The following is a 23,539-nucleotide window of genomic DNA, read 5'->3' on the forward strand; positions in this document are numbered from 1 at the left end:
ACTAGCCCTCGGCCAGCCGGTGCAGCATCGCCGGGAGCGGCTGGGCATGCACCACCGCGAGGCGCTGCGTGGAGCGGGTGAGGGCCACGTAGAGGTCGTTGACACCGTGCGGCGACTCGGCGAGCAGCTCGGCGGGTTCCACCAGCACGACGGCGTCGAACTCCAGGCCCTTCGCCGAGCTCACCGGCAGCACGACCACCGGTGCGCTGAGGTCGATGTCGGGGGCGTCCGCCGGTGGCTCGCCCACCAGGCGTTCCCGCAGCGCCGCCACCCGCGCGGTCGGGGCGAGCACCGCGGTGCGGCCCTCGCCGACCGCGCCGGTCTCCTCGGCGAGCACCTTGGCGACCGCGTCGTCGAGCCGGCTCGCGTCCACCGCCACCGCCCGGGGCGGCACGCCGGTGCTGCGCACCGAGCGCGGCGCGGCCAGGCCCGGCTCGATGGCGGCGAGCACGTCGTCGGCGACGTCGGCGATCTCCGACGGCGTCCGGTAGTTGACCGTGAGCTGCTCGAGCCGCCACCGGTTGGCCACGAACGGCGAGAGCACCTCGCCCCACGACGCGGCGCCGGACAGGTCGCCGGTCTGCGCGATGTCCCCCACGATGGTCATCGAACGGCTCGGGCAGCGCCGCATGATCAGCCGCCACGCCATCGGAGACAGCTCCTGCGCCTCGTCGACGATCACGTGCCCGTAGGTCCACTCCCGGTCGGCCGCGGCGCGGTCGGCGGTGGAGTCGTAGCGGCGCACCGCCTGCCGTTCGGCGAGCCGGTCGGCGTCCACGACGTCGGTGGCGCGCAGCAGCTCGGGATCGAGGTCCTCCTCGAGGTCGAGCACGTCGAGCACCCCCTGCGCGTACATCACCTCCTCGCGCAGCGCGGCCGCCTCCCGCGCCGCCGCCTCGGCTCCGTCGTCACCGAGCAGCTCGGCGGCCTCGTCGAGCAGCGGGACGTCGGCGGGGGTCCACCGCTGGTCGGGCGGGACGTCGGCGCCGGGCGCGGGGCGCAGCAACAGCTCCCGCTCGGCCGCGGGGATCCGCCTGGCCACCGTGCTGAGCCGCTTCGGCGAGGCGAACAGATCGGTGAGCAGCTGCTCGGCCGACAGCGTCGGCCACAGGGCGTCGAGCTCGCGGGTGAGCTCGCGGCTCTCGCTCAGCTCCTCACGGATGTCGGCGAGGTCGCCCGCGTCCAGCAGGCCACGGCCGCCCAGCGTGCGCGCCACCTGCTCCGCGAGCAGCCGGATCGCCTCCTTGTGGAAGATGCGCTTGGCCTCGTTGTGTGGCCGGCGCGAGCGCCGCGCGCGGGTGCGGGCCGCGTTGGCCACGTCGCGGTCGAGCCGCACGCGCTGCTGCTCGACGACGAGCTCGATCGGACGCCGCGGCACCTGCTGACGGTCCCGCACGGCAGCGGCGATCACCGCCGCCATCTCGGCCCGGCCCTTCACCGCGGCGGTCAGGGTGGGTTCCACCCGCCGCGCGTCGAGGCCGGGGTGGAGCTGCCCGACAGTGCCGAGCACCACGGCCGTCTCCCCGAGGGACGGCAGCACCTGCCCGATGTAGCTCAGGAACGTCGGGTTGGGGCCGACCACCAGCACGCCGCGGCGGGCCAGCCGGTCGCGGTGGGTGTAGAGCAGGTAGGCGGCACGGTGCAGCGCCACCGCCGTCTTGCCCGTGCCCGGGCCACCCTGCACCACGAGCACGCCGCTGGGCTTCGACCGGATGATCGCGTCCTGCTCGGCCTGGATGGTGGCGACGATGTCGGACATCCGCCCGGTGCGCCGGGCGGCGACGGCCGCGAGGAGCGCCGCCTCGCTCGTCAGCCCGCCGGCCTGCGACGTGGCGGTGGCGTCGTCCAGGTCGAGCACCTCGTCGTCGACCGCAGTGACCTCGCGGCGCCGGGTGCGCAGGTGCCGGCGGCGGCGGATGCCCTCGGGAGAGGCCGCGGTGGCGGTGTAGAACGGGCGGGCCGCGGGCGCCCGCCAGTCCATCAGCAGCGGCTCGTACTCGTTGTCCTCGTCGAGCAGCCCGAGCCGACCGACGTAACGGCGCTCGCCGTCGTCGGTGTCGAGCCTGCCGAACGCGAGCCCGTGCTCGGCGGCGCGGAGCGCGGCGAGCCGGTCGGTGTACATCGCCGCTGCGGCATCGCGCTCGGTGAGCGCCTGCGGCGTGCCCACGGTCTCGTCGTGCAGCACGCCCTCGAGGCGCCGCGCGGTGTCGGCGCGGCGGGCGTCGAGACGCTCGTAGAGCATGCCGACGTAACGGCGCTCGTACTCGAGCCCCTCCTCGACGGGAGTGGCACTCCCGCTGCCGTTCGTCGCCGCGGAGCCGGCAGGCGAGTCGGCGCCCTGAGAGCCGCTGCCGCTTCGAGCGGGGGACGTGCTGTTCGACACCGGCAAATTCACCTTCGCGAAGCGGGCGGACGGAATGGCGACTTACGAACGTACCAGCGCGAGCGTTTTCTCCCGCCGACCCGCGGGTAGCTCACGGGGTGCGATCCGTCCCGTGCCCGAGCTGCCCGCGCTGCCGTGTCTGACACCTCCCGCGACTCCGACTACGCGCACTTGGCGCCGTTGTTCGCCGAGTTCGCGGCCTTGCCACCGGACGACCCGGGCCGGGCCGTGCTGCGCCAGAAGCTCGTAACAGGGTACCTGCCGGTGGCCCAGCACATCGCCCGCCGATTCGCCGGACGAGGTGAGCCGGTCGACGACCTGGAGCAGGCGGGGACGGTCGGGCTGCTCAACGCCGTGGACCGGTTCGAACCCGACCGCGGCATCGACTTCCTGTCCTACGCGGTACCCACCATCACCGGCGAGATCCGGCGCCACTTCCGGGACCGGACGTGGTCCATGCGGGTGCCCCGACGGCTCAAGGACCTGCAGAGCGGCATCAACGGCGCCATCGGGCCGCTCTCCCAGGAGCTGGGACGCGCGCCCCGGCCGAGCGAGATCGCGGCGCGGCTCGGGATCCCGACCGAGGACGTCGTCGAGGGTCTCGACGCCCAGCAGGCCTACCGCAGCAGCTCGCTCGACGAGCTCGTGGCCGGCGCCGACACCACCCTGACCGACACCCTGGGCAGCGCCGACGCGGAGCTCGAGAAGGTCGAGTACCGGGAGGCCCTCGCCCCGCTGCTCGACGAGCTGCCTGAGCGCGAGCGGACCATCCTGCTGCTGCGGTTCTTCGGCAACCTCACCCAGACCCAGATCGCCGACCGCGTCGGGATCTCGCAGATGCACGTGTCGCGGCTGCTCTCCCAGACGGTGGCGCAGCTGCGCCGCCGCATGATCGAGGAGGACGGGTAGCCGGGGGCACCCACTAGGTCCGGGCGGGCACCCGTCCGTTCCCGGCCCGGTCACCGTCCGGCGCGCCGTCGTCGATCCTCCCGGTCCGCCAGAGCAACCGGAGCGGGAGGACGAACCACATCGTCAGCAGGACGATCCCGACGGCGGCGGCGACCGGCACGGCGAACGCCAGGCTGATCGCGACGTCGAGCACGAGCAGCACCGCGCCCGTCAGGGTGAGTGCCAGCGCGGCCAGCCCCACGGTGCACAGCTGGTGGCCCAGCTGCACGGTCTCCTTCTTCAGCCCGCGGCGGAACGTCACCCGGTGGGCGGCGGCCGGGGCGACCAGCAACCCGGCCGAGATCACCGAGAGCAGCAACGTGACGACGTAGGTCCACCGCTCCACGTCGTCGAGCTCGGCGAACCGGTCGGTGAACGACAGCGACAGCAGGAACGCGAAGAGGATCTGCACCCCCGTCTGCGCCACGCGCAGCTCCTGCAGCAGCTCGATCATGTTGCGGTCGGCGCGTTGGAGCGGCCCCTCGCCGGGGCGCTCCGGCCCCGGCGCGGGAGCGCGGCGGTCCGGGCACCCCATGGACGGGGAGTACCCGGACCGCGCCCGAAAATGTCCGGATCAGGCGACCGTTGCGCCCTGGTGGTGCACCGCGTGTGCACCCTCGGCGAACTCCTCGACGATCTTGGCGCAGAAGGCCGGCAGATCGTCGGGGTTGCGGCTGGAGACGAGGCCGTGGTCGGTGACGACCTCCTCGTCGACCACGGTGCCGCCGGCGTTGCGGATGTCGGTGCGCAGGCTCGGGTAGGACGTCAGGGTCCGGCCCCGCACGAGGTCGGCCTCGACGAGCGTCCACGGCCCGTGGCAGATCACGCCGACGGGCGTGCCGGCGCGGAAGATCTCCTGCACGAACGCGACGACGTCGGGGTCCATCCGGAGGCGGTCGGCATTGACCGTGCCGCCCGGCAGGATCAGCCCGTCGTAGTCGGCAGCCGACGCCTGCTGCACCGCCTTGTCGGCGGTGAAGGTGTCGGCGGGCTCGATGTCGTTGTTCATCGCCTGGAACTCGCCCTCGGACAGCGAGATGATCTCCGTCCGGGCGCCTTCCTGCTCGACCGCCTCGCGTGGACGCGTGAGCTCCACCTGCTCCACACCATCGGTGGCCAGGATCGCGATGCGCTTACCGTCCAGCTTGCCTGCCATGTTCTTCCTTTCCTCGTTGCCGTACGCAGATCGCGTACCCGGGTCCGGCACGGGGTAAGCGCCCCGCATGAGCGAGTTCGAGAAGGGCGACCACGTCACGTGGAAGAGTCACGGCGGCATCGCTGAGGGAGAGGTCGAGGAGGAGATCACCGAGGACACCGAGGCGGCGGGCCGCACCGTGCGGGCCACCCCCGACGACCCGCAGTACCGGGTGCGCAGCGAGAAGAGCGGGCGCGACGCGGTGCACCGCCCGGGGGCGCTGACGAAGAAGCCGAAGGGCGACGACTAGCCGGCCTGTTCCCGTCGGCCGCGCAAGCACCTCAGGAACCGATGAGCCGCACGACCGCCCGCTCCACTGCGGCGCGGGTCGTGTCGTCGGTGAGGTCGGGCACCGCCGAGATGCCGTCGAGCCTGCGCAGGGCGGGGAGCACCGTGCGCCCCTCCTCGAAGCGCTCCAGCACCCGCGGGTCGACATACGAGTTGCGCGCCACCGTCGGGGTGTTGCCGAGGTGCTCGGACACCTCCTTGATCGCCCGGTTCACCACACGCTTGCGGGCCCGTTCCTTCTCGGGGACGCCGCCGCGGGCCACTCCCGCGGCCAGCGTGACCGCAGCCAGCACGGTGGCGTTCCAGGTCCGCAGGTCCTTGCAGGTGTACTGCTCCCCCATCAGCTCCTTCACGGCCGCGTTCAGATCCTCGGCACGCACGTCGTGCCAGCCCCGGCCGATGCGGTAGACGAGCAGGTCGTCCCCGCCGCCCCGGCGGCGCAGCAACGAGTTGACGACCCGGTGCAGCAGCGGGTCGCGCAGCGCCAGGGTGCGCGGGATCCCGCCCTTGGCCGGATAGGAGAACAGGACGGCGCCCCGCTGGAGCCGGACGTGCTCGCGGCGCAGCGTCGCCAGCCCGAACGTGCCGTCCTCGTCGTCGTCACCGGGGGCGTACTCCTCCCCGCCTGCCCGGAACACCCCGACGTCGAGCATCCGAACCCCCGCCGACAGCACGCGGTCCCGGCCGAGGCCCTTCTCCGTCAGCCGGGCCAGGACCTCACCGCGGACGTCGACCAGCCGCGCCCCCAGGCTCAGGACCCTGTCGTGCTTGTCCCGGTCGCGCAGGCGGCGCCACTCGTCGTGGTACCGGTACTGGCGCCGCCCGGCCGCGTCCGTGCCGACGGCCTGGATGTGCCCCTTCGGGTCGGGCGATATCCACACGTCCCGCCACGCGGGGGGAATGACCAGCGACTTGATCCGGGCGATCTCCACGGGGTCGCTGATCGGCAGCCCGCTCGCGTCGTGGAAACTCCATCCGCGCCCGCGGCGGCGGCGCGTCAGCCCGGGCGTCGCGGGGTCGACCCGGACCAGTCCGGCAGGTGGCTCACTCACACCCCGCCCCATACCCGCCGGAGAGACGGGCGAACCGGTCAGGTGACCACCGGGGTGTCGGCGTGCTCGCGACACGTGGCCGCCTCGGGACGGGCCTCCAGCCGCTCGTCGTCGATCTCGCGGTGGCAGACCGCACAGCGGCCGTAGGTGCCGGCGTCGAGGCGTTCCACGGCGTCGATGATCCGGCGACGCTGCTCCTCGATCGTGTCGACGCTCAGCTCGGCCTCCATCGAGGTGTTCACCTCGGTGCCGTAGTCGGCGGGGTGCTGGCCGAGAGCGCCCTCCTGGCCGAGCGTGTCGGCCGACGCCTCGGCCCGGCTCTGCTCGGCGAAGCGGGCGCGTTCGTCGAGTTCGGCCAGCTCGGTGGTCAGCATCTTGCGGGCGCGATCGAGGTCCACGGTCGTCCTTCCGTCACGTGCGGGAAGCATCAGCGCTCTCGCATACCCACCCCGCCGGACCCGTACGCCTCCACCGGGAGGTGCAGGCGTACGGGTGGCCGAGCGGACCGACGGACGGGGGGAACGGGCGAACGGCGAGCCGTCAGCTCCCCGGGTGGCGGGCGTTGGGCGCCCGGCCGTAGGGCTGCTCGACGGGCTCGACGGGCTCGCACGCCGGGATCGGCCGGACCTGCGGGGCATCGGCCAGCGCCAGTGGTTCGCCGTGGTGGCGCAGCCGCATCGGGGCCCCGCTGACGAGCCGGTACTCGGCCTCGCCCGGCCGGATCTCCACGCGCAGCTGGCGGCCCTGCCACAGCAGCCCGAACGAGATCCGCGACAGTGCGGGCGGCAGCTGCGGCGCGAAGGCGATGCCCCCGTTGTCGAGCCGCATCCCGCCGAACCCGGACACCACCGCGGTCCACGTGCCCGCCATCGACGCGATGTGCACGCCGTGCTCGGTGTTGCCCGCCAGGTTGTTCAGGTCGACCAGCGCCGCCTCGGCGAGGTAGTCGTAGGCCAGGTCCAGATGCCCCGTCCACGCCGCGACGACGGCCTGTGTGCAGGCTGACAGCGACGAGTCGCGCACCGTGATCGCCTCGTAGTAGGCGAAGTTGCGCTGCATCTGCTCCGGGGTGAACGCCTCCGGCCGCAGCTGGATCGCCAGGACCAGGTCGGCCTGCTTGGACACCTGCTTGCGGTAGAGGTCGAAGTAGGGCACGTGCAGCAGGAGCGGGTACTTCTCCGGCGGGGTGTTCTCGAAGTCCCAGCCCTGGTGGTTGGTGAAGCCCTCCGACTGGGGGTGCACACCGAGCACCTCGTCGTAGGGGATGCGCATCGACTTGGCGGCGTCGCGCCAGCTCGCCATCTCCTCGGCGTTGACGCCCAGCCGGGCCGCCGCGCGCGAGTGGCGGGCCGCCGTGTCGGCGGCCACCCGCAGGTTCTGCTGCGCCATCAGGTTGGTGTAGACGTTGTTGTCGACGATGGCCGTGTACTCGTCCGGGCCGGTCACCCCGTCGATCCGGAACTGCCCCGCCGAGTCGTGGTGCCCGAGCGAACGCCACAGCCGCGCCGTGGCCACCAGCAGCTCCAGGCCGACCTCGCGCTCGAAGTCCACATCACCCGTGGCCGCCACGTGGCGCCGGACCGCGTCGGCGATGTCGGCGTTGATGTGGAACGCCGCGGTGCCCGCAGGCCAGTACCCCGAGCACTCGTGCCCGCGGATCGTCCGCCACGGGAACGCCGCGCCCCCCAGCCCCAGCTGCTCGGCCCGCTCGTAGGCCATCGGCAGGATCGACTGCCGCCAGCGCAACGCGTCGGCCGCCGCCTCCGGGGCCAGGTGCGACAGCACCGGCAGGCAGAACGTCTCGGTGTCCCAGAACGTGTGCCCGTCGTAGCCCTCGCCGGTGAGCCCCTTGGCCCCGATCGCCCGCCGCTCCGCGCGGGCGCCCGCCTGCAGCACGTGGAAGACCGCCACCCGCACCGCCTGCTGCAGCTCCGCGTCGCCGTCGATCTCGACGTCGGCGGTCTCCCAGAAGTCGTCGAGGTACTGGCGCTGCTCCGCCAGCATCCCCTCCCAGCCGGTGTAGCGCGCCGCGGCCAGCGCCGCGCGCACCTGGTCGTGCAGCGCGGGCTGCGACCGGCGCGCCGACCAGCCGTACGCCAGGTACTTGATGATCCGCAGCTTCTGCCCCGGCTCCAGCCGGGCGATCACGGTGGTGCGGCCGATGTCCTCGGTCGCCTCCGAGGTGATCTTGACGCCGTCCGGGCCGTGCACCTCGTGGTCCATCGCAGCCGCCACCCGCAGCGCGGACCGGCGCGTGTGGTGGATCAGGATCGCGCCCGCCTCGTCGCTGCGCCACTGCTCCGCCACCAGCGGGTCGGTCAGTGCGGCCTCGACCCGTGGGTCGTCGTCGCTGCGCGACGGCAGCTGCTCGTTGGCCACCAGCTCGGACTGCACGACCAGCAGGGCGGGGGCGTCGAGCACCTCCACCTCGTAGCAGATGGCCGCGACGGCACGCTGGGTCAGCGACACCATGCGCGTGCTGCGCACCGACACCACGCGACCCGCCGGCGACGCCCACTCCACCTCGCGGGTGAGCGTGCCGGCCCGCAGGTCCAGCACCCGCTCGTGGCGGCGTAGCTCGCCGTAGCGCAGGTCGAACGGCTCGTCCTCGACGAGCAGCCGGATCAGCTTGCCGTTGGTGACGTTGATGATCGTCTGCCCGGACTCCGGGTAGCCGTAGCCACCCTCGGCGTACGGGAGGGGGCGGCGCTCGTAGAAGGAGTTGAGGTAGGTGCCCGGCCAGGCGTTGGGCTCGCCCTCGTCCAGGTTGCCCCGCAGCCCGATGTGGCCGTTGGAGAGCGCGAACACCGACTCCACCTGGCCGATCGCGTCCAGGTCGAGCTTGGACTCGCGTACCACCCACGGCTCGACCGTGAACGGCCGTCCCGGATCAGGACTCATTGCACGTCCTCGCTGCGCTCGGCCGGCAGTTCGTCCGGCACTGTGTCCATGATTCGCTCGCAAGCTCGCTCATCGCTCGCCCTCGCTGCGCTCGGCCGGCGCTTCGCGCAGGCGCTGTGTCACTGATTCGCTCGCAAGCTCGCTCATCGCTGCTCCTCCAGCAGTTGTGCGAGGTCGGTGACCACGGTGTCGGCGCCGTGCTCCCGCAGTGCGTCGGCCTGCCCGAGGCGGTCGACCCCGACGACGAAGCCGAACCCACCCGCCTTACCCGACGCCACTCCGGCCAGCGCGTCCTCGAACACGACGGCCTGCTTCCGGTCGACGTTCAGGTCGGCCGCCGCGGCGAGGAACGTGTCGGGGGCGGGCTTGCCGGGCAGGCCCCGCTCCCGGGCCGTGACGCCATCGACGCGGTGGTCGATCAACGCGGTGAGGCCGGCGACGTCGAGCACCTGGGCCGCGTTGGCCGATGACGAGACGCAGGCCGTGGCCAGACCGGCTTCCTTCACGGCCTTCAGGTAGCGCACGGAACCGGGGTAGACCGTGACGCCCACGGTCGTGATCTTCTCCTGGACGAGCTCGTTCTTCCTCGTGGCCAGTGCGTAGACCGTGTCGGCGTCAGGGGCGTCACCGGGGCCGCCCTCGGGTAGTGCGATGCCGCGGGAGCGGAGGAACGAGTCGGTGCCGGCCAGTCGTGGCTTCCCGTCGACGTAGGGGCCGTAGTCGGCCTTCACGTCGAACGGCTTGAAGGGGGTGCCGTCGTGCTCGGCACGGGAGCGCAGGAAGTCGTCGAACGTCTGCTTCCACGCGGCGGCATGCACGCTGGCGGTGTCGGTCAGGACACCGTCGAGATCGAAGAGGCACGCGCGGGTGCCATCAGGAAGGCCGAGCATTTCTCCACGGTACCGAAGTCCATGATCACCTTCGGCGGTACACGGGTCACGCCCTCGCTCAGTCGGGTGGCGCCGCGAGCAGCAGCGTTGTCGGAGCCCGTTCGCCCGCGGTCACGGTGATCGCGCAACCCGCCGCCGTCCGGCGGGCGACCAGGGCGAGGGTGCCGCCGTCGGGCAGCGGTTCGATCTCCTGCTGCACGGCGCTGCGCACCACGTCGAGCACCTGCATCGCGCTGACGGGAACCGGCTCGACGCCGCTCTCGACGTCCACCTCGACCCGTAGCCGCTCGCCGAACCTCGCCTGCTCGAGCTGCAGGTAGCCGCGCACCGCGTCGAGCTCCCGGCCGAGGGTGCTCGTGCCCGGCAGGTCGGCCACCCGGGACAGGTCCGCGAAACCGAACAGCAGCTCGCGCGCCCGCATCGGGTCGGTGCGGATCAGCGCGGCGATGGTGTTGAGCGAGTTGTAGAAGAAGTGCTGCTCGAGGCGGCGGGCCTGCACCACCTGCCCGGCAGCGGCGGGCTCGCCGGCACCGGGTTCGGCCGCCACGGGTTCGGGAGCCGCGGGTCCGGATGACGCGGGGCCGGGGGACATCGCCACCGCCGGCTCCACCGGCGGGGCGAGCTCCGGAGCCGGCGTCTCGATCACCGGCTCGGGCGGACGGGCCCATCCCGCCTGCTGCACCGCCGACGGGGCGAGGAGTCCCCGCCAGTGCGGGCGGCGCATCCGGCCGCCGCCGATCCAGCCGGTGAACTCCACGAGCCCCACCAGCTCGGGCGCCGCCCAGCTGGCGTGGCGCCCGGCATCGGCGGGCACCTCCCCCGAGAAGGGCCGCTTCGCCAGCCTGCGGGCCACGAGCTCGGCGGCCAGCTGGCGGCGCTGCTCCAGCGACACCCCCACCCGCCCGACGTAGTGCAGCCCGCCGCCGACGGGCACGCCGAGCAGGAGCGTGCCGACCGTGTCCGGACGCCGCGGGTCGGCGGGTGTCCAGCCGCCCACGAGCACCTGGCGCGTGCGCCGGATGGGCACCCGGAGCCAGAAGCGCGAGCGGCCCCCGGGGTGGTAGCGGCCCCGCAGGTGCCGGGCATGCAGGCCTTCGGCGCCCTTCTGGTCGGCGATCGCCAACATCGTGTCGAGCTCGGTGGCCGGCAGCGGTGACGTCGTCCACACCGGAGGGCTGGCGAACCCGAGGCCGTCGAGCAGCGCCCGCCGGTCGGCGTAGTGCAGGTCGGTGGTGCTGTGCCCATCCAGCCAGAGCAGGTCGGCCACCTGGAAGTCCACCGGGATCCGCCGGATCGTCTCGTCGGAGGGACGATGCCGTGCGCTGCGGCGCTTGAGCAGGCGGGGACGCACCGCGTGCTCCTCGCCGCGCGCGACGAGGGTGCCGTCGAGCACCATCCCGCCGGGCGGCGAGCGGCGCAGCAGCGGCTCGGACAGCTCCGGGTAGGCGGCGCTCATCGAGTTGTTGCCGCCGCTCAGCAGCCGCACCCGCCTGCCGGGCTGCACGTACGCGATGCACCGGTGGCCGGTCCAGGCCACCTCGACCACCCAGTCCGGTCCGACCGGCGGATCCCCCGCCACCGAGGCCGCCTGCATCGGGGGGACGAGATCGGGCAACTCGCCCGAAGTCGGCCCCCCTGTCACGGCACACACGCTAACGGTTACCGGCGGCATCGAACGCCGCGGGCGCCGCTGACGTGGCCGTTCCGGGCCCCGCGCACCGGCGTGGCTGCCCGGCGAGAGACGATCGGGGCATCATGACGCTCACCGACCGGCTCCCACCCACACCTGATGACCCCGACGCGCTCGTCGAGGCGTTCACCGACTGGGCGTTCGAGGAGCAGGGTCTCTCGCTCTACCCGGCGCAGGAGGAGGCGCTGCTGGAGCTGGTCACCGGCAGCAACGTCATCCTCTCCACACCGACCGGGTCCGGGAAGTCGCTGGTGGCGGTGGGCGCGCACGCCGCGGCGCTGGCCCGGGGGCAGCGCACCTTCTACACGGCGCCGATCAAGGCGCTGGTCAGCGAGAAGTTCTTCGCGCTCATCGACGTGTTCGGGGCCGACAAGGTCGGGATGCTCACCGGGGACGCCGCGGTCAACGAGAAGGCCCCGATCATCTGCTGTACCGCGGAGATCCTGGCCAACATCGCGCTGCGCAGCGGCCGCGACGCCGACGTGGGATCCGTGGTGATGGACGAGTTCCACTTCTACGCCGACCCCGACCGCGGCTGGGCGTGGCAGGTGCCGCTGATCGAGCTCCCGCAGGCGCAGTTCCTGCTGATGAGCGCCACGCTGGGGGACGTCTCCTTCTTCGAGGAGGACCTGACCCGGCGCACCGGCAGGCCGACCGCGGTGATCACATCCGTGGAACGGCCGGTGCCGCTGCACTACCGCTACGTCTTCACCCCGCTGCACGAGACGATCAGCGAGCTGCTGCAGACCCACGAGGCGCCGGTCTACGCCGTGCACTTCACGCAGCAGTCGGCCGTGGAGCGGGCGCAGTCGCTGATGAGCGTGAACGTCACGTCCAAGGAGGACAAGCAGGCGATCGCCGACGTGATCGGCAACTTCCGTTTCACCTCGGGCTTCGGCAAGACCCTGTCGCGGCTGGTGCGCCACGGCATCGGCGTGCACCACGCCGGGATGCTCCCGCGCTACCGGCGCCTGGTGGAGACCCTCGCCCAGGCCGGGCTGCTGCGCGTCATCGCGGGCACCGACACCCTCGGCGTCGGGATCAACGTGCCGATCCGCACGGTACTGTTCACCGGCCTCGCCAAGTACGACGGGCAGCGGACCCGTCCGCTCAAGGCCCGTGAGTTCCACCAGATCGCCGGCCGCGCCGGGCGCGCGGGCTACGACACCGTGGGCACCGTCGTCGCCGAGGCACCTGACCACGAGGTGGAGAACGCCCGGCTGCTCGCTCGGGCGGGCGATGACCTCAAGAAGCGCAAGCGGATCGTGCGCAAGCAACCCCCGGAGGGCTTCGTCGGCTGGTCGGAGACCAGCTTCGAGAAGCTGCAGAACGCCCAGCCCGAGCCGCTGACCAGCCACTTCAAGGTCACCCACGCGATGCTGCTGAACGTCATCTCCCGGCCGGGTGACGCGTTCGCGGCCATGCGCCACCTGCTCGAGGACAACCACGAACCGCGGCCCCGGCAGCGCCGCCACATCCTGCGCGCCATCGCGATCTACCGGGCGCTGCGGGCGTCCGGGGTGGTGGAGGAGCTCCCGGAGCCCGACGCGGAAGGCCGGCGGGTGCGCCTCGTCGGCGACCTGCAGCTCGACTTCGCCCTCAACCAGCCGCTGTCGCCCTTCGCGCTGGCCGCGATCGAGCTGCTGGACCGGGAGGCGCCGAGCTACCCCATGGACGTGCTCTCGGTGATCGAGGCGACGCTCGACGACCCGCGGGCCGTGCTCTACGCGCAGCAGAACAAGGCCCGCGGCGAGGCCGTCGCGGCGATGAAGGCCGACGGCATCGAGTACGAGGAGCGCATGGCGCTGCTCGAGGACGTCACGTACCCGAAGCCGCTCGACGAGCTGCTGCACGCCGCGCTGGAGACCTACCGGCGGGGCGCCCCGTGGGTGGAGGACGCCCGCCTGTCGCCCAAGTCGGTCGCCCGCGACATGTTCGAGCGGTCGATGACCTTCGTCGAGTACGTCTCGCACTACCAGCTCGCCCGCTCCGAGGGCCTGGTGCTGCGCTACCTCGCCGACGCCTACCGCGCCCTGCGTCAGACCGTGCCCGACGAGGCGAAGACCGAGGAGCTCACCGACGTCGAGGAGTGGCTCGGCGAGCTCGTCCGCCAGGTCGACTCCAGCCTGCTCGACGAGTGGGAGGCCCTCGCCGCCGGAGCGGGGACGGGCGAGGAGCCCGCTCCCCCGTCGCTCGACCAGGGCCCCGCCGGGGTCACCCGCAACGTCCGCGCCTTCCGCGTTCTCGTGCGCAACGCGCTGTTCCGCCGCGTCGAGCTGGCGGCGCTGCGGCGCTTCGACCTGCTCGGCGAGCTCGACGCCGAGTCCGGGTGGACCGCCGAGGCCTGGCGCGCGGCGCTGGAGCCCTACTTCGCCGAGCACACCGACATCGGCACCGGGCCCGACGCCCGCGGACCGGCCATGATCACCGTCACCGAGGAGCCCGAGCGCTGGCTCGTCCGGCAGGTGCTCGACGACCCGGCAGGCGACCGGGACTGGGCGATCACCGCCGAGGTCGACCTCGCGGCCTCCGACGAGGAGGGCTCCCCCGTCGTCTGGATCACCGCCGTGGAGCCGCTCGGCGGCCTCTGAGCAGCTGGGTCGCCCGTCGTGGCGCTCCGGCGCCACGAGGGTCAACCGATCATTGCCGCTGTGCTGGCGTCATTGTATCATTGACAGTATGAAGTACGAGGAAGCTCGCCTCTGGCTCGAACGGGCCGAACCCAGCGTCACGAGGGCCGCCCGCTCCCTCACCGAGGAGCTCGAGACCCTGAAACAGCGCAGTGCCGACGGACCTCTCACCCGCGACGCGGCAGCCGCCTGGTACGCGATCGTGCACGAGATGCACCGGGTGGCCGACCGGTACGAGCGCGATCTCATCCGCAAGCTCCGCCAGGACGGTCTGACCTGGGCCCAGGTGGCCGAAGCCGTGCAGGCGCAGCTCGGCAGCCGGCAGGCCGCGCAGGCCAAGTGGAAGCGGCTGGTCGACCCCGGCAGGCGCATCACCACCGGCAACATGCAGCGCGGCGGGCGTCGCAAGCAGAGCGACCCGCAGGCCTGAGCGTCGGCGCCCGATGGCCGGCTCCCCTCCCCCGGCGCGGCGGGGACGTCGTCAGAGCCGGCGGAGCCCGGCGAGCACGCGCTCCATCAGCGCAAGATCCGGGCCGGCCACGCCGACCGTGCGGTGCACCGCCACAGCGCCGTTCGCCACCAGGTCGCCCAGGATCACCTTGGCCACGCCGAGCGGGATGCCGAGCAGCGCCGCCACCTCGGCGACGGAACGAGGCTCCTGGCAGAGCGAGATGACGGCCTCGTGCTCGGCCGCGGCGGGCCCGCTGGTGGCCATGGGCACGGCCGAGACCAGCGTCTCGATGGACAGTTCGTACTGGGACCGTGTGCGACCGCGCGTCAGGACGTAGGGTCGGACGAACGACGTGGGGCCCTCGACCGCCGCTCCTGACTCCGCCCCGTAGCCGGACGCGAGGTAGTCCCCGCCCGACTGGTAGGGGTACGCGGATGCGGGGTCAGCGCCTGCCGGGTCAGAACCGGCCGATGGACCGTTGATCGGTCCCTCCTCGAGGTCAGGGGGGTCAGTTTGGGCGCTCCGGCTGTGATCGCGGGGGGCTCCCCCGAACCGCGCCCCGGTGAGCCCCACGGGCGAGGAACGATACACGACGAATCCGTCATCCGGTGCGTGGTCGGGCTTTCCCTCCGCCTCGGCCTCGGGAACGGCCGCGAGCGCCTCGGTGTTCAACTCGGAGGTCGGTTGCCCACCGGGACCGCGCCGCTTCGACTTCCGCCGCCGGGAGCCACCGCCGAACCGCGCTCCGGTGCGCCCGACCGTGGGCTCCGCATCGTCGGGGTCCACCTGCAGGGCCTCCTTCCGGACGTCCGTAGCCAGTGCCGGCGACCGGAAGCGCCGCCGGGCCCTCGCGCGCCAGCACCAGACCCTGGCGACTCTGCGTTACGAGTACGTTACCCAACCGTTGCGCCGCCATCACGATTGGTCCGTTTTGCTCCGCTTGGGTGCGCCGTCCGGTCCATCGTCCGGCCGCCGATCGCGCCAGACTGCCGAGCCGTACGGGGGCAGCTGACGACACGTCCGGGCCGCGGCGGCGCGCGCCGCCCGCTCCGCGGGCAGGCGGTCTGCCATGCTGCGCCGGTGGCGGCTGTGACACGGGCGCCGGGACGGCGCCGCAACCGCGCCACCCCGGCCATAACGGGGACGGCGGCGACCGGGACATCAGCAACCGGGCCGGCAGCGACATGACCGTGCTGAGCGCCGGGCTGCTCCTGTTCCGGCCGGGTGCCGCCGGTGAGGTCGAGGTACTGCTCGGACACATGGGCGGGCCGTACTGGGCCCGCAAGGACGACGCCGCATGGTCGGTCCCGAAGGGCGAGCACGACCCCGGCGAGGACGCGCAGGCAGCGGCCGAGCGCGAGTTCACCGAGGAGCTCGGTTCCCCGCCTCCGCCCGGCCCGGTGCTGGAGCTGGGCACCGTCCGGCAACGGACCGGGAAGCTGATCACCGTCTTCGCCCGGGAGGGCGACTTCGACGCCGACCACATCACGCCCGGCGTCTTCGAGCTCGAATGGCCGCCACGGTCGGGCACCGTGCGGGAGTTCCCGGAGATCGACCGCGCGGCGTGGTTCGACACCGGCACGGCACGGCGCAAGCTCGTGACGGCCCAGGCGGAGTTCGTCGACCGGCTGCTCGGTGCGCTCTCCCGCGCCCCGGGTACGGCACCGTCGTGAGCTCGAGCTGGACCGGCCTCGCCCGCGGAGCGGTCGCCGGCGCCGCCGGCACGACAGCGCGGGGCACGACCACGTACCTCGGTGGGGCCGTGCGCGGGCGGGCGGCCGGGCCGGAGACGCTCCGCAACCCCTGGGAGCGGACCGGCAGGCTCTCCGCGCCGGGTCCGCTGGCCGCCACCGCCACGGGGGTGGCGATCGGCAGCGCGGCGGGCGTGCTGCGCGCTGCCGGGCTGCGACTGCCGACCGTGATCGGAGGCCCCCTGCTGGGGCTGGCGGCGATGGCGGCCGCCGGCGGGCCGCTCACCGCATGGCGCATCAGCGACCCCCGCACCTGGAGCACTACCGACTGGGTCGCCGACGTCGTCCCGCACCTCGTCTACGGGGTCGCCACGCACGCCACCCTCGTCGCCGTCTCCCGCGTGGCCGAGAGCCGTGAGCCGGTACCCCCCGGCAGCCCGGCGACGCTCCTGCGGGCCGCCGCGCTGGGCGCGGCCACCGGGTCCCGCAGCACCGCAGGGGTCACCGCGATCGCCCTCACCTCCGGCCGCGACGACCCCGGTGCCGTCGCGGCGCGGCTGGGCAGCCGCGCCGGCACGGTGATCTCCGCGCTGGCCGCCGCAGGCGAGCTCGTGGCCGACAAGCTGCCGGCCACCCCGAGCCGGCTCGCTCTGCCGGGACTGCTGCCCCGGGCCGTGCTGGGTGCCACCTCTGCGGCGGCGATGGCCCGCCGCAACCAGTACGACACGACACTGCCCGCGCTGGTCGGCCTGGCCTCCGCCGGCGCCGCCGCCGCGCTGGGGGTGCGCCTGCGCGCCGCCGCGGCGCGCCGTTTCGGTTCGGACAAGCCCGGGGCGTTCGCCGAGGACGCGATCGCCACACTGCTCGGCTGGCTCGGTGCCCGCCGCGCCGGGCGCCGGGCTGCGCTGATCACCGCCGAACCGCTGGCCCGCTGACCCGCCCCGCCGCCACCCGGCCGGCGGCATGCCTCGATGCGGTTCCACTGACGCGGCGTGTTCACAGTTGCGACCGGCGACCCGAATTGCCTAAAGCCGATCTTTTACTTTGCACTTTGTGAATCTTTACCGGCAACCGTATGAACGGCCACCCAGCCTACCCTTGTCCACCAATCGCCGCCTACTCTCCGCCAACCAGCGGCACGGCAAATGGTGGTCGACCGCCGGACCGCTCGACGGGGGATCATGAAATCCGCCACGCTGAAATGACAACCTTGCACGTCGGTGAAGCAAGCGTACGATGAGAAGGCGTCATCAGGGCGGCCACCGAGGTTCTGTCCTACACTGGCGATGCGCCCTCCGCTCCGGGTTTAAGCCGAATAGACCGGGCCGGATGTCAACTCGGGAAGATCACGACGCCGTTCGTCGGCGGGGAGCAATACAGGTTTCGATTGATCATGATGTCAATCTGGACATTTGTGATTGCGTGCCGAACGCCGGACGAGACGGGGCAGGCGGCGCGTGATCATCCTGCCTAGCTGCGGCGACAGCCGTCGACGCGGTCTCGTTTGAGCGGTTTGCGCCCGGTACGAACCGGACGCCCAGACGAAGGGGATGGTCTGCGGTCGCCACCGGTGATCGATGACGAGCACACCCATCCGGGAGAGAAAATGCACGAAACGATCTCGGTCGCCGGCGGGGGCCGGCAACGAGATCATCGACACACTCGATTCTTTGCGCGCCTGCCGAGCTTCCGGCCGCGGGCGCTACGGGTGATGTTGCAAGCAGTGTGAAACGACCATACGTGAGCGCGGAGATCCGATCGAGAACCTGCGCGAGGGGCCAGTGATGCAACAGTTTGTGGATGCCAAGTGGAGCTATGTCACCCGCGGGGTGATTGATCGCGGAACGGTCACGCTGGGGAGTCTTGACCGGGAACCGCGGTTGGGTGATCTCGTCGGAGCCAGGGTCGTGAGCGTGGGGGCCCACGACCATCTGGAGGACACGCACGGCCGGCAGGTCCGGCTGTATCCGGGGGACGTCGTCGCGGGTGCGTTCGGTAATCGGTACGCCACCGACTACTACGAGGGGTACCTGCCGACGGGGACCGTGGCGCACATGTTGACCGCGGGAGGCGTGGTCGGGCAGGTGGCCTCGGCGCACGCGCGGCGGGCGGAGCCCACCGTGCTGGAGGTGCTGGGGTTGCTGGCCGACCCGGCCGGCCGGCCGTTGTCGCTGGACGGATACGCGATGCCGGCGCCGGCGCCGGGCCGGCCCGAGTTGGGCACCTACGTGGTGGTCGGCTCGTCGATGGGGGCGGGCAAGACCACGACGGCATCGGCGCTGGTGCGCGGATGGTCGAGCGCCGGGTTACGCGTCGGGGCGGGCAAGGTCACCGGGTCCGGGAGCGGGAAGGACCGGTGGATGTACCAGGACGCGGGGGCGTCCGAGATCGTGGACTTCCTGGACTTCGGGATGCCCTCGACGTTCGGCTACCCGCCGCAGCGGTTGCACGCCACCATGGTCGGGATCCGCGACGCGCTGGTCGAGCGCGGCGCGTCGGTGGTGGTGCTTGAGATCGCCGACGGCCTGCTGCAGGAGGAGACCCGGGGACTGGCCGCCGGTCTGGCGGGATTCGCCGACGGGGTCGTGCTCGCGGTGGCCGATGCGCTCAGTGCCGTGGCCGGCGTCGGGATCATGGCGGATCTGGGCACGCCGGTGCGGGCGGTGAGCGGGCTGTTGACCGCGAGCCCGCTGGCGTCCCGGGAAGCCGAGGCGGCGACCGGGCTTCCGGTGCTGTCGCCCGCCGAGCTGATCGCCGGTGGTGCGCTCGAACTGCTGAGCGGCGTGGCGGTTCCCGCGTGACCCGCGCCACTGTCTACCTCCCCGACCCGCCCGGCTGGTCAACCGGGCCGGGCCGGCTCGGGGAGGTCGAACTGGACGTCCTCGAGGTCGGGCCGGCGCACGTGGTACTGCCCGAGGTGACGGTCCGCGACGAGCGGGGCGGGGCACTGTTCACCGGCGAGGGGCTGGTCTTCGACCCCTCCGCCGGCGGTGGTCCCGTTGCCGGCGCGGCGGCCGACCGGGCAGCACGGGCGTTCGGGGTGGTCAACGCGGCGTTCCACGCCCAGCGGGCGCTGCGCTACGTCAGCGGGCTGCTGGGGCATCCCCTGCCGCGGCTACTGGTCCGCATCGGGATCCACGAGCAGACGCGCCGATGGCGCGGCGGGCACTACCGGCTGCCCGGGCAGGGGCTGGGAGCCGACCCGGACGCGGCCAGCCCGGACGGCGAGGTGCATCTGAGCGGTGGCGCCGGGTTCGTCGTCACCCCCGGCACCGCGCCGTACTTCTGCGCGCCGGCACACAACGCGGCCATCATCTGTCACGAGGTCGGCCACCACGTGTGCCGCCACACCGCGGACTTCCGGCTCAACCGGCTGCGGCCGCCAGGGCAGCAGACGAACAAGAAGACCGCACTGGACGAAGGCACCTCCGATGTGATCACGGCGATGCTGCTGGGCACCCCCGACATCTACGGCTGGCACCGCCACGCCGTGCCGGAGACCGAGCAACGGCGCCGCAAGCTCGATCCCCGCTGGACGATGGCCCACTTCCAGGGTGGCCCGCACAGCGATCCCCACGCCGACGGCACCGTCTGGGCGTCCGCGTGCTGGAGCGCACGCAGGCGCGTCATCGACGCAGGCGCCGACCCCGCACGCTTCGACACCTTGCTGCTCCGCGGGCTGGAACTGGCCGGACGGCACAATCCCGCGGGCTTCATCGGCGATGCCCTCCGCGAACGGCGGCACTTCTCCCGGCTGATGGCCGCGATGGCCGAAGCCGACCCCGCACTCGCCCCCGACGTGCTGGCCGCCATGGCCGGGCACGGGATCCACCTCGGTATCAGCAACAACGACCTCTCCCTGGCCGCCCGAGCGCGCCTGAGCCGACAGGAGCCACCAAGCACCTCGCCGACGCCCCGGAGTCCGGCGATCGCCTACTCGACCTCTCCTTCTCGATGAGACCAGCCCGTCGGCACAGCAGGCGGGAATCGAAACGAATGTGAGCCGATCCGGCAGATGACCGTGGCTGCCGGACTCGAGGGTTCGGAGGTATCGCAGATGACGACGACCGCATCGTTCACCAGCATCGTGCGGCTGGAGACGGACGGGGCACGAGCGTGGTGGCCGACGGAGAAGGACGCCGTCAGGGCCGCTCTCGCCGACCACTACGGAGCTGATGTCCCCGGCGAGGCGCTGGCTCCTCCGCACGATCCCGTCGCCCTACGGGAGCGACTACGGGAGGTCGCGCCCCGACTGACGGCACTCACCGACCGCATCCGCTCGGCGTTCGACGACGACGAGGCCTGTGCGGTGCTGCTGGAGGAGGTCGGCCTGCGCGACCTGGGGATCGACGACAAACGCAAGGCCGTCTTCGCACTGGCCGTGCTGCTCGGCGACCCGACCGCGAACATACCGTTCGACCACGTCCTGTGGGACGTCCAGAACCGCGGAGACGAGTCGTCGGGCCATACGAGCTTCTCGGAGAACGACCTCAAGGCCGGCTACCACACGGACAACGGGGCCCTGCCCATTCCGGAGCGCTTCTTCTTCCTGTACGCCGTGCGCGCCGCCCAGTGCGGCGGCGGGGTGTCCTTGCTCCGCGACGGGCGCGTCGTCAGAAACCAGCTCGAGGAAACCCCGGAAGGTCGCGATGCGGTGCGCCTACTAACCGACACGCCGTTGCCCAGGCGCATTCCGGAAGCGTTCAAGAAGTACGCAAGCATTTCTTCGGATGGCTACCTCTACGCGCCGGTGCTCGCCGAGAAACCCATGTGGCGCTGGCGGAAGAACGGGATTCGGAAGGGTATCAAAGCCCATCCCGAATACCAGAGGCCGGAGGTGTTCCAGGCGGTGGACACGGTGACCAGGCACCTCGAGGAAGGTCCCGGGGAGATCCAGCAGGTCATTCCCACCGACGGGATGATGATCTTCGACAACCACGTCGCGCTGCACGGGCGCACCGCGTTCACCGATCCGGAACGCCATCTCCTGCGCCTGCGCTTCCACGAGGCGACCTGAGCCCAGACCCCGCAGGCCACGCCCCAGCCGGCCCAGACCCCGCCAGCTCAGACCCCATCCGGTCCAGACCGATCAGCCGGGCCACAACCGACCGCACGTCCCGACTCCCAGCCGCGCCGATAGCGCGTCCACAGGGAGGTCGGCGCATTGCAAGATTGGAAGAGTCGTATGAACAGTTCCGTACGGGCCGACGTGCTCGCGATATCGTCTGTCCCGGTGGCGGGCACGCCATGACGGACGAGACGATTTCCGACGAGCACCACCGGCAAGTAGACACCTGGCTGCGGGAGTACGTGTCCGTCGGCGACCGGCGAGTCGGCCGGTCCGGACCGGTGTGCCCGTTCATCCCGCGCACGCTCGCTCAGCACGCGCTGGAGAGCATCATGCGACACGACATCCACGGATCCAGTGAGTCGGAACTGGCCGAGCAGCTCCGGGCGGAGATCATCGAGTTCGGCAAGGCCGGTCGCCCGTCGCAGAGCAGTGGGGTGGTGCTCGACAGCCGGCTGATCGTCATGCCCTGCATGGGCCCCGACGGCTGGAAGCGCCTCGATGCGGTGTACGACAACACCCTGAAGGACTTCGCCGTGGAGTCGGGCCTGATGATCGGGCAGTTCCATCCCCACTGCGACGAGAGAGCAGTGCGCAACCCGGACTTCCGCGTCTCCGTCGCCCCGGTCGCCATGCTCGCCATCCGGCACATGGCGCCGCACGACATCCTCTTCCTGCATCATTCAGCGAAGTGGTTCAAGGAATACAACGCACGCTTCCGGTCGCACTTCCAGCGCGGCCGGATCCGCGACTCGCTCCTCCTCTCGCTGTACTACAGAGGATGCGAACGTCATGGTCTGCCGGCGTAGTCGGGAGCGCTGACCGTGACCTCGCCAACAGGCGATCTCCGTACCGCCGCCCCCCTCGCCGCGGCAGAAGCTCGTGGCAGCGCAGGCAGCGAGCTTCTCGACCTCCGGGTCCAGGACACGTGGGATGCACTTCCCGCCGAGTTCCGCGGCGAGTTCCTCACCCGCCGGATGACGACGCCGACCGGATGGGGGTCCTACCCGCGCCAGGAGTCCGACGGCAGGCGCTGGGAACCACTCCGGCCGGTCATCATCGGGGAGGGGGCATACCGGGGGCTCGAGTCGCTCGCGGCCCGGCTGTTGCACCTGGCCGTGGACGCGTGCCGGCGCCGGGCCTCGACACTGGGCGAGCTGCGCCAGGTACTCCGCTTCCCCCATGAGCTCCCGCTGATGGACCAGGACCGCCCGCTGGTGGCGGCGGAGCTCACCCGGTACGCCCGTCCCGACATCCTGATCGAGAACGGGCGGCCCCGTCTCCTCGAGTTCAACAACAGCACCCGGCTCGGTGGCTCCATGGTGACGCCCCGCCTCGCGGACGCCTACGCGCGGCTGTGCCCGGCGAGCGGTCTCCACCCGCCGCCCTCCACCGTGCCCACGCGTTCCGCGGCGCTGCTGCGCACCCTCCGGGCCCAGATGGCGCCCGACAACGACAGAACCGGCCGGGTGCTCATGCCGGTGTACCGGGCGGTCGACAACGCCGGGGTGGTCCAGCGCTACGGGACGGCCAAGCCGGCCATCCTGGCCGACGCCCGGCGAGCGGGAATCGAGGTGGTCGAGGCCGATCTCGCCGACCTCCGCCTCGACGGCGCCGACCGGCTGCTCGCCGGCGATGCGCCGGTCGACCTCGTGCTGCTGCACTGGGGCGGGAACCGCATCGTGGAGGACGGCGGCGGCCTCGCCGTCCTGCGTGCCGCCGACCGGGCCCGCACCGTCGCGCTGTTCCCGCGCACGGAGTCGGCTCTCATCTCCTCGAAGGCGGTGCTGGCCTGGCTGCACGAGGACTGCGACGCCGGCGTGCTCGCCCCGGCCGACCGCGCGCTGGTGCGCACCCACGTTCCGTGGACCGCATGCCTCGGCCTGGACGACGATGCGGCCGTGCCCGCGGCGCTGCTGCGCCGGATCACCGCTGATCGGGACCGGCTGGTGGCGAAGCCCGCCGTCGGCAAGTCCGGGAACAACGTGTTCTTCGGAAGCCAGAGCTCGGAGCAGGACTGGTCCGCCGTCATCGAGGCCGCTCGCGAGGCGCCGGTGGTCCTGCAGCACCGCATCGGATCGGACCGGATCACGATGCCGTTCCGCGACCAGGACTCCGGGGAGCAGGTCACCGGGCGGGTGCCGTTCGTGCTCGGCCCGTACATGATCGACGGTGCCGCGGCCAGCATCGCGGTCCGTCACATGGGTCCGGGCGTTCCGGCCGGGGACGTGGTGATCAGTGCGATCCGGGGCGCGTGCCAGAGCACGGCTCTGCTTGCCCCGGAGCCACCCGGACCCGGCGGCTGGTTCGCCGAGGCCGGCGGGATCGACGAGCTCGACGCCGGCTAGACCC

20 protein-coding genes are annotated in these 23,539 nt (G+C 72.2%); 11 read left to right on the top strand and 9 right to left on the bottom strand.

Annotated features, from left to right (window positions below; genetic code table 11):
• Position 1: 1 nt before the first annotated feature.
• Positions 2-2,242 (bottom strand): HelD family protein, encoded by a 2,241-nt coding sequence (locus HF577_RS06315; RefSeq protein WP_169394830.1) that lies wholly within the window; start codon positions 2,240-2,242, stop codon positions 2-4.
• Positions 2,243-2,518: 276 nt separating this feature from the next.
• Between HF577_RS06315 and HF577_RS06320 the strand changes: the two genes are divergently transcribed.
• Complete coding sequence (locus tag HF577_RS06320; protein ID WP_169394791.1) at positions 2,519-3,292, top strand: RNA polymerase sigma factor SigF; 774 nt, start codon at positions 2,519-2,521, stop codon at positions 3,290-3,292.
• A 13-nt stretch (positions 3,293-3,305) separates the two neighbouring features.
• Here HF577_RS06320 and HF577_RS06325 read toward each other — a convergent pair whose 3' ends face one another.
• Positions 3,306-3,866: a DUF6328 family protein gene (locus HF577_RS06325; protein WP_169394792.1), complete on the bottom strand. Its 561-nt coding sequence runs from the start codon at positions 3,864-3,866 to the stop codon at positions 3,306-3,308.
• Positions 3,867-3,905: 39 nt separating this feature from the next.
• Positions 3,906-4,487 (bottom strand): type 1 glutamine amidotransferase domain-containing protein, encoded by a 582-nt coding sequence (locus tag HF577_RS06330; RefSeq protein WP_169394793.1) that lies wholly within the window; start codon positions 4,485-4,487, stop codon positions 3,906-3,908.
• Positions 4,488-4,554: 67 nt separating this feature from the next.
• On the opposite strand from HF577_RS06330, the gene HF577_RS06335 reads away from it, so the two are divergent.
• Positions 4,555-4,776, top strand: a complete 222-nt coding sequence (locus HF577_RS06335) for a hypervirulence associated TUDOR domain-containing protein (RefSeq protein WP_169394794.1) — start codon at positions 4,555-4,557, stop codon at positions 4,774-4,776.
• A gap of 31 nt (positions 4,777-4,807) precedes the next feature.
• On the opposite strand, the gene HF577_RS06340 is transcribed toward HF577_RS06335, so the two are convergent.
• The 5 genes from HF577_RS06340 to HF577_RS06360 all read right to left on the bottom strand — a co-directional run bounded on the left by HF577_RS06340 (position 4,808) and on the right by HF577_RS06360 (position 11,299).
• Positions 4,808-5,866 carry a DNA topoisomerase IB gene (locus tag HF577_RS06340; protein ID WP_312858972.1) on the bottom strand — a complete coding sequence of 353 codons (1,059 nt, stop codon included), beginning with the start codon at positions 5,864-5,866 and terminating at the stop codon, positions 4,808-4,810.
• 38 nt (positions 5,867-5,904) lie between these two features.
• Positions 5,905-6,264, bottom strand: a complete 360-nt coding sequence (locus HF577_RS06345) for a TraR/DksA C4-type zinc finger protein (RefSeq protein ID WP_169394796.1) — start codon at positions 6,262-6,264, stop codon at positions 5,905-5,907.
• A gap of 142 nt (positions 6,265-6,406) precedes the next feature.
• Complete coding sequence (locus HF577_RS06350) at positions 6,407-8,767, bottom strand: glycoside hydrolase family 65 protein (protein WP_169394797.1); 2,361 nt, start codon at positions 8,765-8,767, stop codon at positions 6,407-6,409.
• Between the two features lie 143 nt (positions 8,768-8,910).
• On the bottom strand, positions 8,911-9,657 hold the full coding sequence (locus tag HF577_RS06355; protein ID WP_169394798.1) for a beta-phosphoglucomutase family hydrolase: 747 nt from the start codon (positions 9,655-9,657) through the stop codon (positions 8,911-8,913).
• Between the two features lie 58 nt (positions 9,658-9,715).
• Complete coding sequence (locus HF577_RS06360; protein ID WP_169394799.1) at positions 9,716-11,299, bottom strand: ATP-dependent DNA ligase; 1,584 nt, start codon at positions 11,297-11,299, stop codon at positions 9,716-9,718.
• A 113-nt stretch (positions 11,300-11,412) separates the two neighbouring features.
• Here HF577_RS06360 and HF577_RS06365 point away from each other — a divergent pair, with 113 nt between their 5' ends.
• Complete coding sequence (locus HF577_RS06365; RefSeq protein ID WP_211173873.1) at positions 11,413-13,938, top strand: DEAD/DEAH box helicase; 2,526 nt, start codon at positions 11,413-11,415, stop codon at positions 13,936-13,938.
• Between the two features lie 88 nt (positions 13,939-14,026).
• Positions 14,027-14,407 (top strand): hypothetical protein, encoded by a 381-nt coding sequence (locus tag HF577_RS06370; RefSeq protein ID WP_169394801.1) that lies wholly within the window; start codon positions 14,027-14,029, stop codon positions 14,405-14,407.
• Positions 14,408-14,458: 51 nt separating this feature from the next.
• Here the strand turns inward: HF577_RS06370 and HF577_RS06375 are convergent, their stop codons facing one another.
• Positions 14,459-15,214: a DUF742 domain-containing protein gene (locus tag HF577_RS06375; protein WP_169394802.1), complete on the bottom strand. Its 756-nt coding sequence runs from the start codon at positions 15,212-15,214 to the stop codon at positions 14,459-14,461.
• A gap of 398 nt (positions 15,215-15,612) precedes the next feature.
• On the opposite strand from HF577_RS06375, the gene HF577_RS06380 reads away from it, so the two are divergent.
• From HF577_RS06380 to HF577_RS06410, 7 genes are all read left to right on the top strand, one after another.
• Positions 15,613-16,101 carry an NUDIX domain-containing protein gene (locus HF577_RS06380; protein ID WP_169394803.1) on the top strand — a complete coding sequence of 163 codons (489 nt, stop codon included), beginning with the start codon at positions 15,613-15,615 and terminating at the stop codon, positions 16,099-16,101.
• Positions 16,098-17,054, top strand: a complete 957-nt coding sequence (locus HF577_RS37345; protein WP_211173874.1) for a hypothetical protein — start codon at positions 16,098-16,100, stop codon at positions 17,052-17,054. The genes HF577_RS06380 and HF577_RS37345 overlap by 4 nt, the downstream gene beginning before the upstream one ends.
• A gap of 972 nt (positions 17,055-18,026) precedes the next feature.
• Entirely contained in the window at positions 18,027-18,920 is an 894-nt protein-coding gene (locus HF577_RS06390) for a P-loop NTPase family protein (RefSeq protein ID WP_169394804.1), read from the top strand.
• A complete protein-coding gene (locus HF577_RS06395) occupies positions 18,917-20,077 on the top strand; it encodes a hypothetical protein (protein WP_169394805.1) in 1,161 nt (386 codons plus the stop codon). The genes HF577_RS06390 and HF577_RS06395 overlap by 4 nt, the downstream gene beginning before the upstream one ends.
• A gap of 57 nt (positions 20,078-20,134) precedes the next feature.
• On the top strand, positions 20,135-21,136 hold the full coding sequence (locus HF577_RS06400; protein ID WP_169394806.1) for a TauD/TfdA family dioxygenase: 1,002 nt from the start codon (positions 20,135-20,137) through the stop codon (positions 21,134-21,136).
• 230 nt (positions 21,137-21,366) lie between these two features.
• A complete protein-coding gene (locus tag HF577_RS06405) occupies positions 21,367-21,996 on the top strand; it encodes a DUF6875 domain-containing protein (RefSeq protein WP_211173875.1) in 630 nt (209 codons plus the stop codon).
• Positions 21,997-22,011: 15 nt separating this feature from the next.
• Entirely contained in the window at positions 22,012-23,535 is a 1,524-nt protein-coding gene (locus HF577_RS06410; RefSeq protein ID WP_169394808.1) for an ATP-grasp domain-containing protein, read from the top strand.
• Positions 23,536-23,539 lie beyond the last annotated feature (4 nt).

The organism is Pseudonocardia xinjiangensis (assembly GCF_012911925.1).
In the GTDB taxonomy this organism is placed as follows: Bacteria; Actinomycetota; Actinomycetes; order Mycobacteriales; family Pseudonocardiaceae; genus Pseudonocardia; species Pseudonocardia xinjiangensis.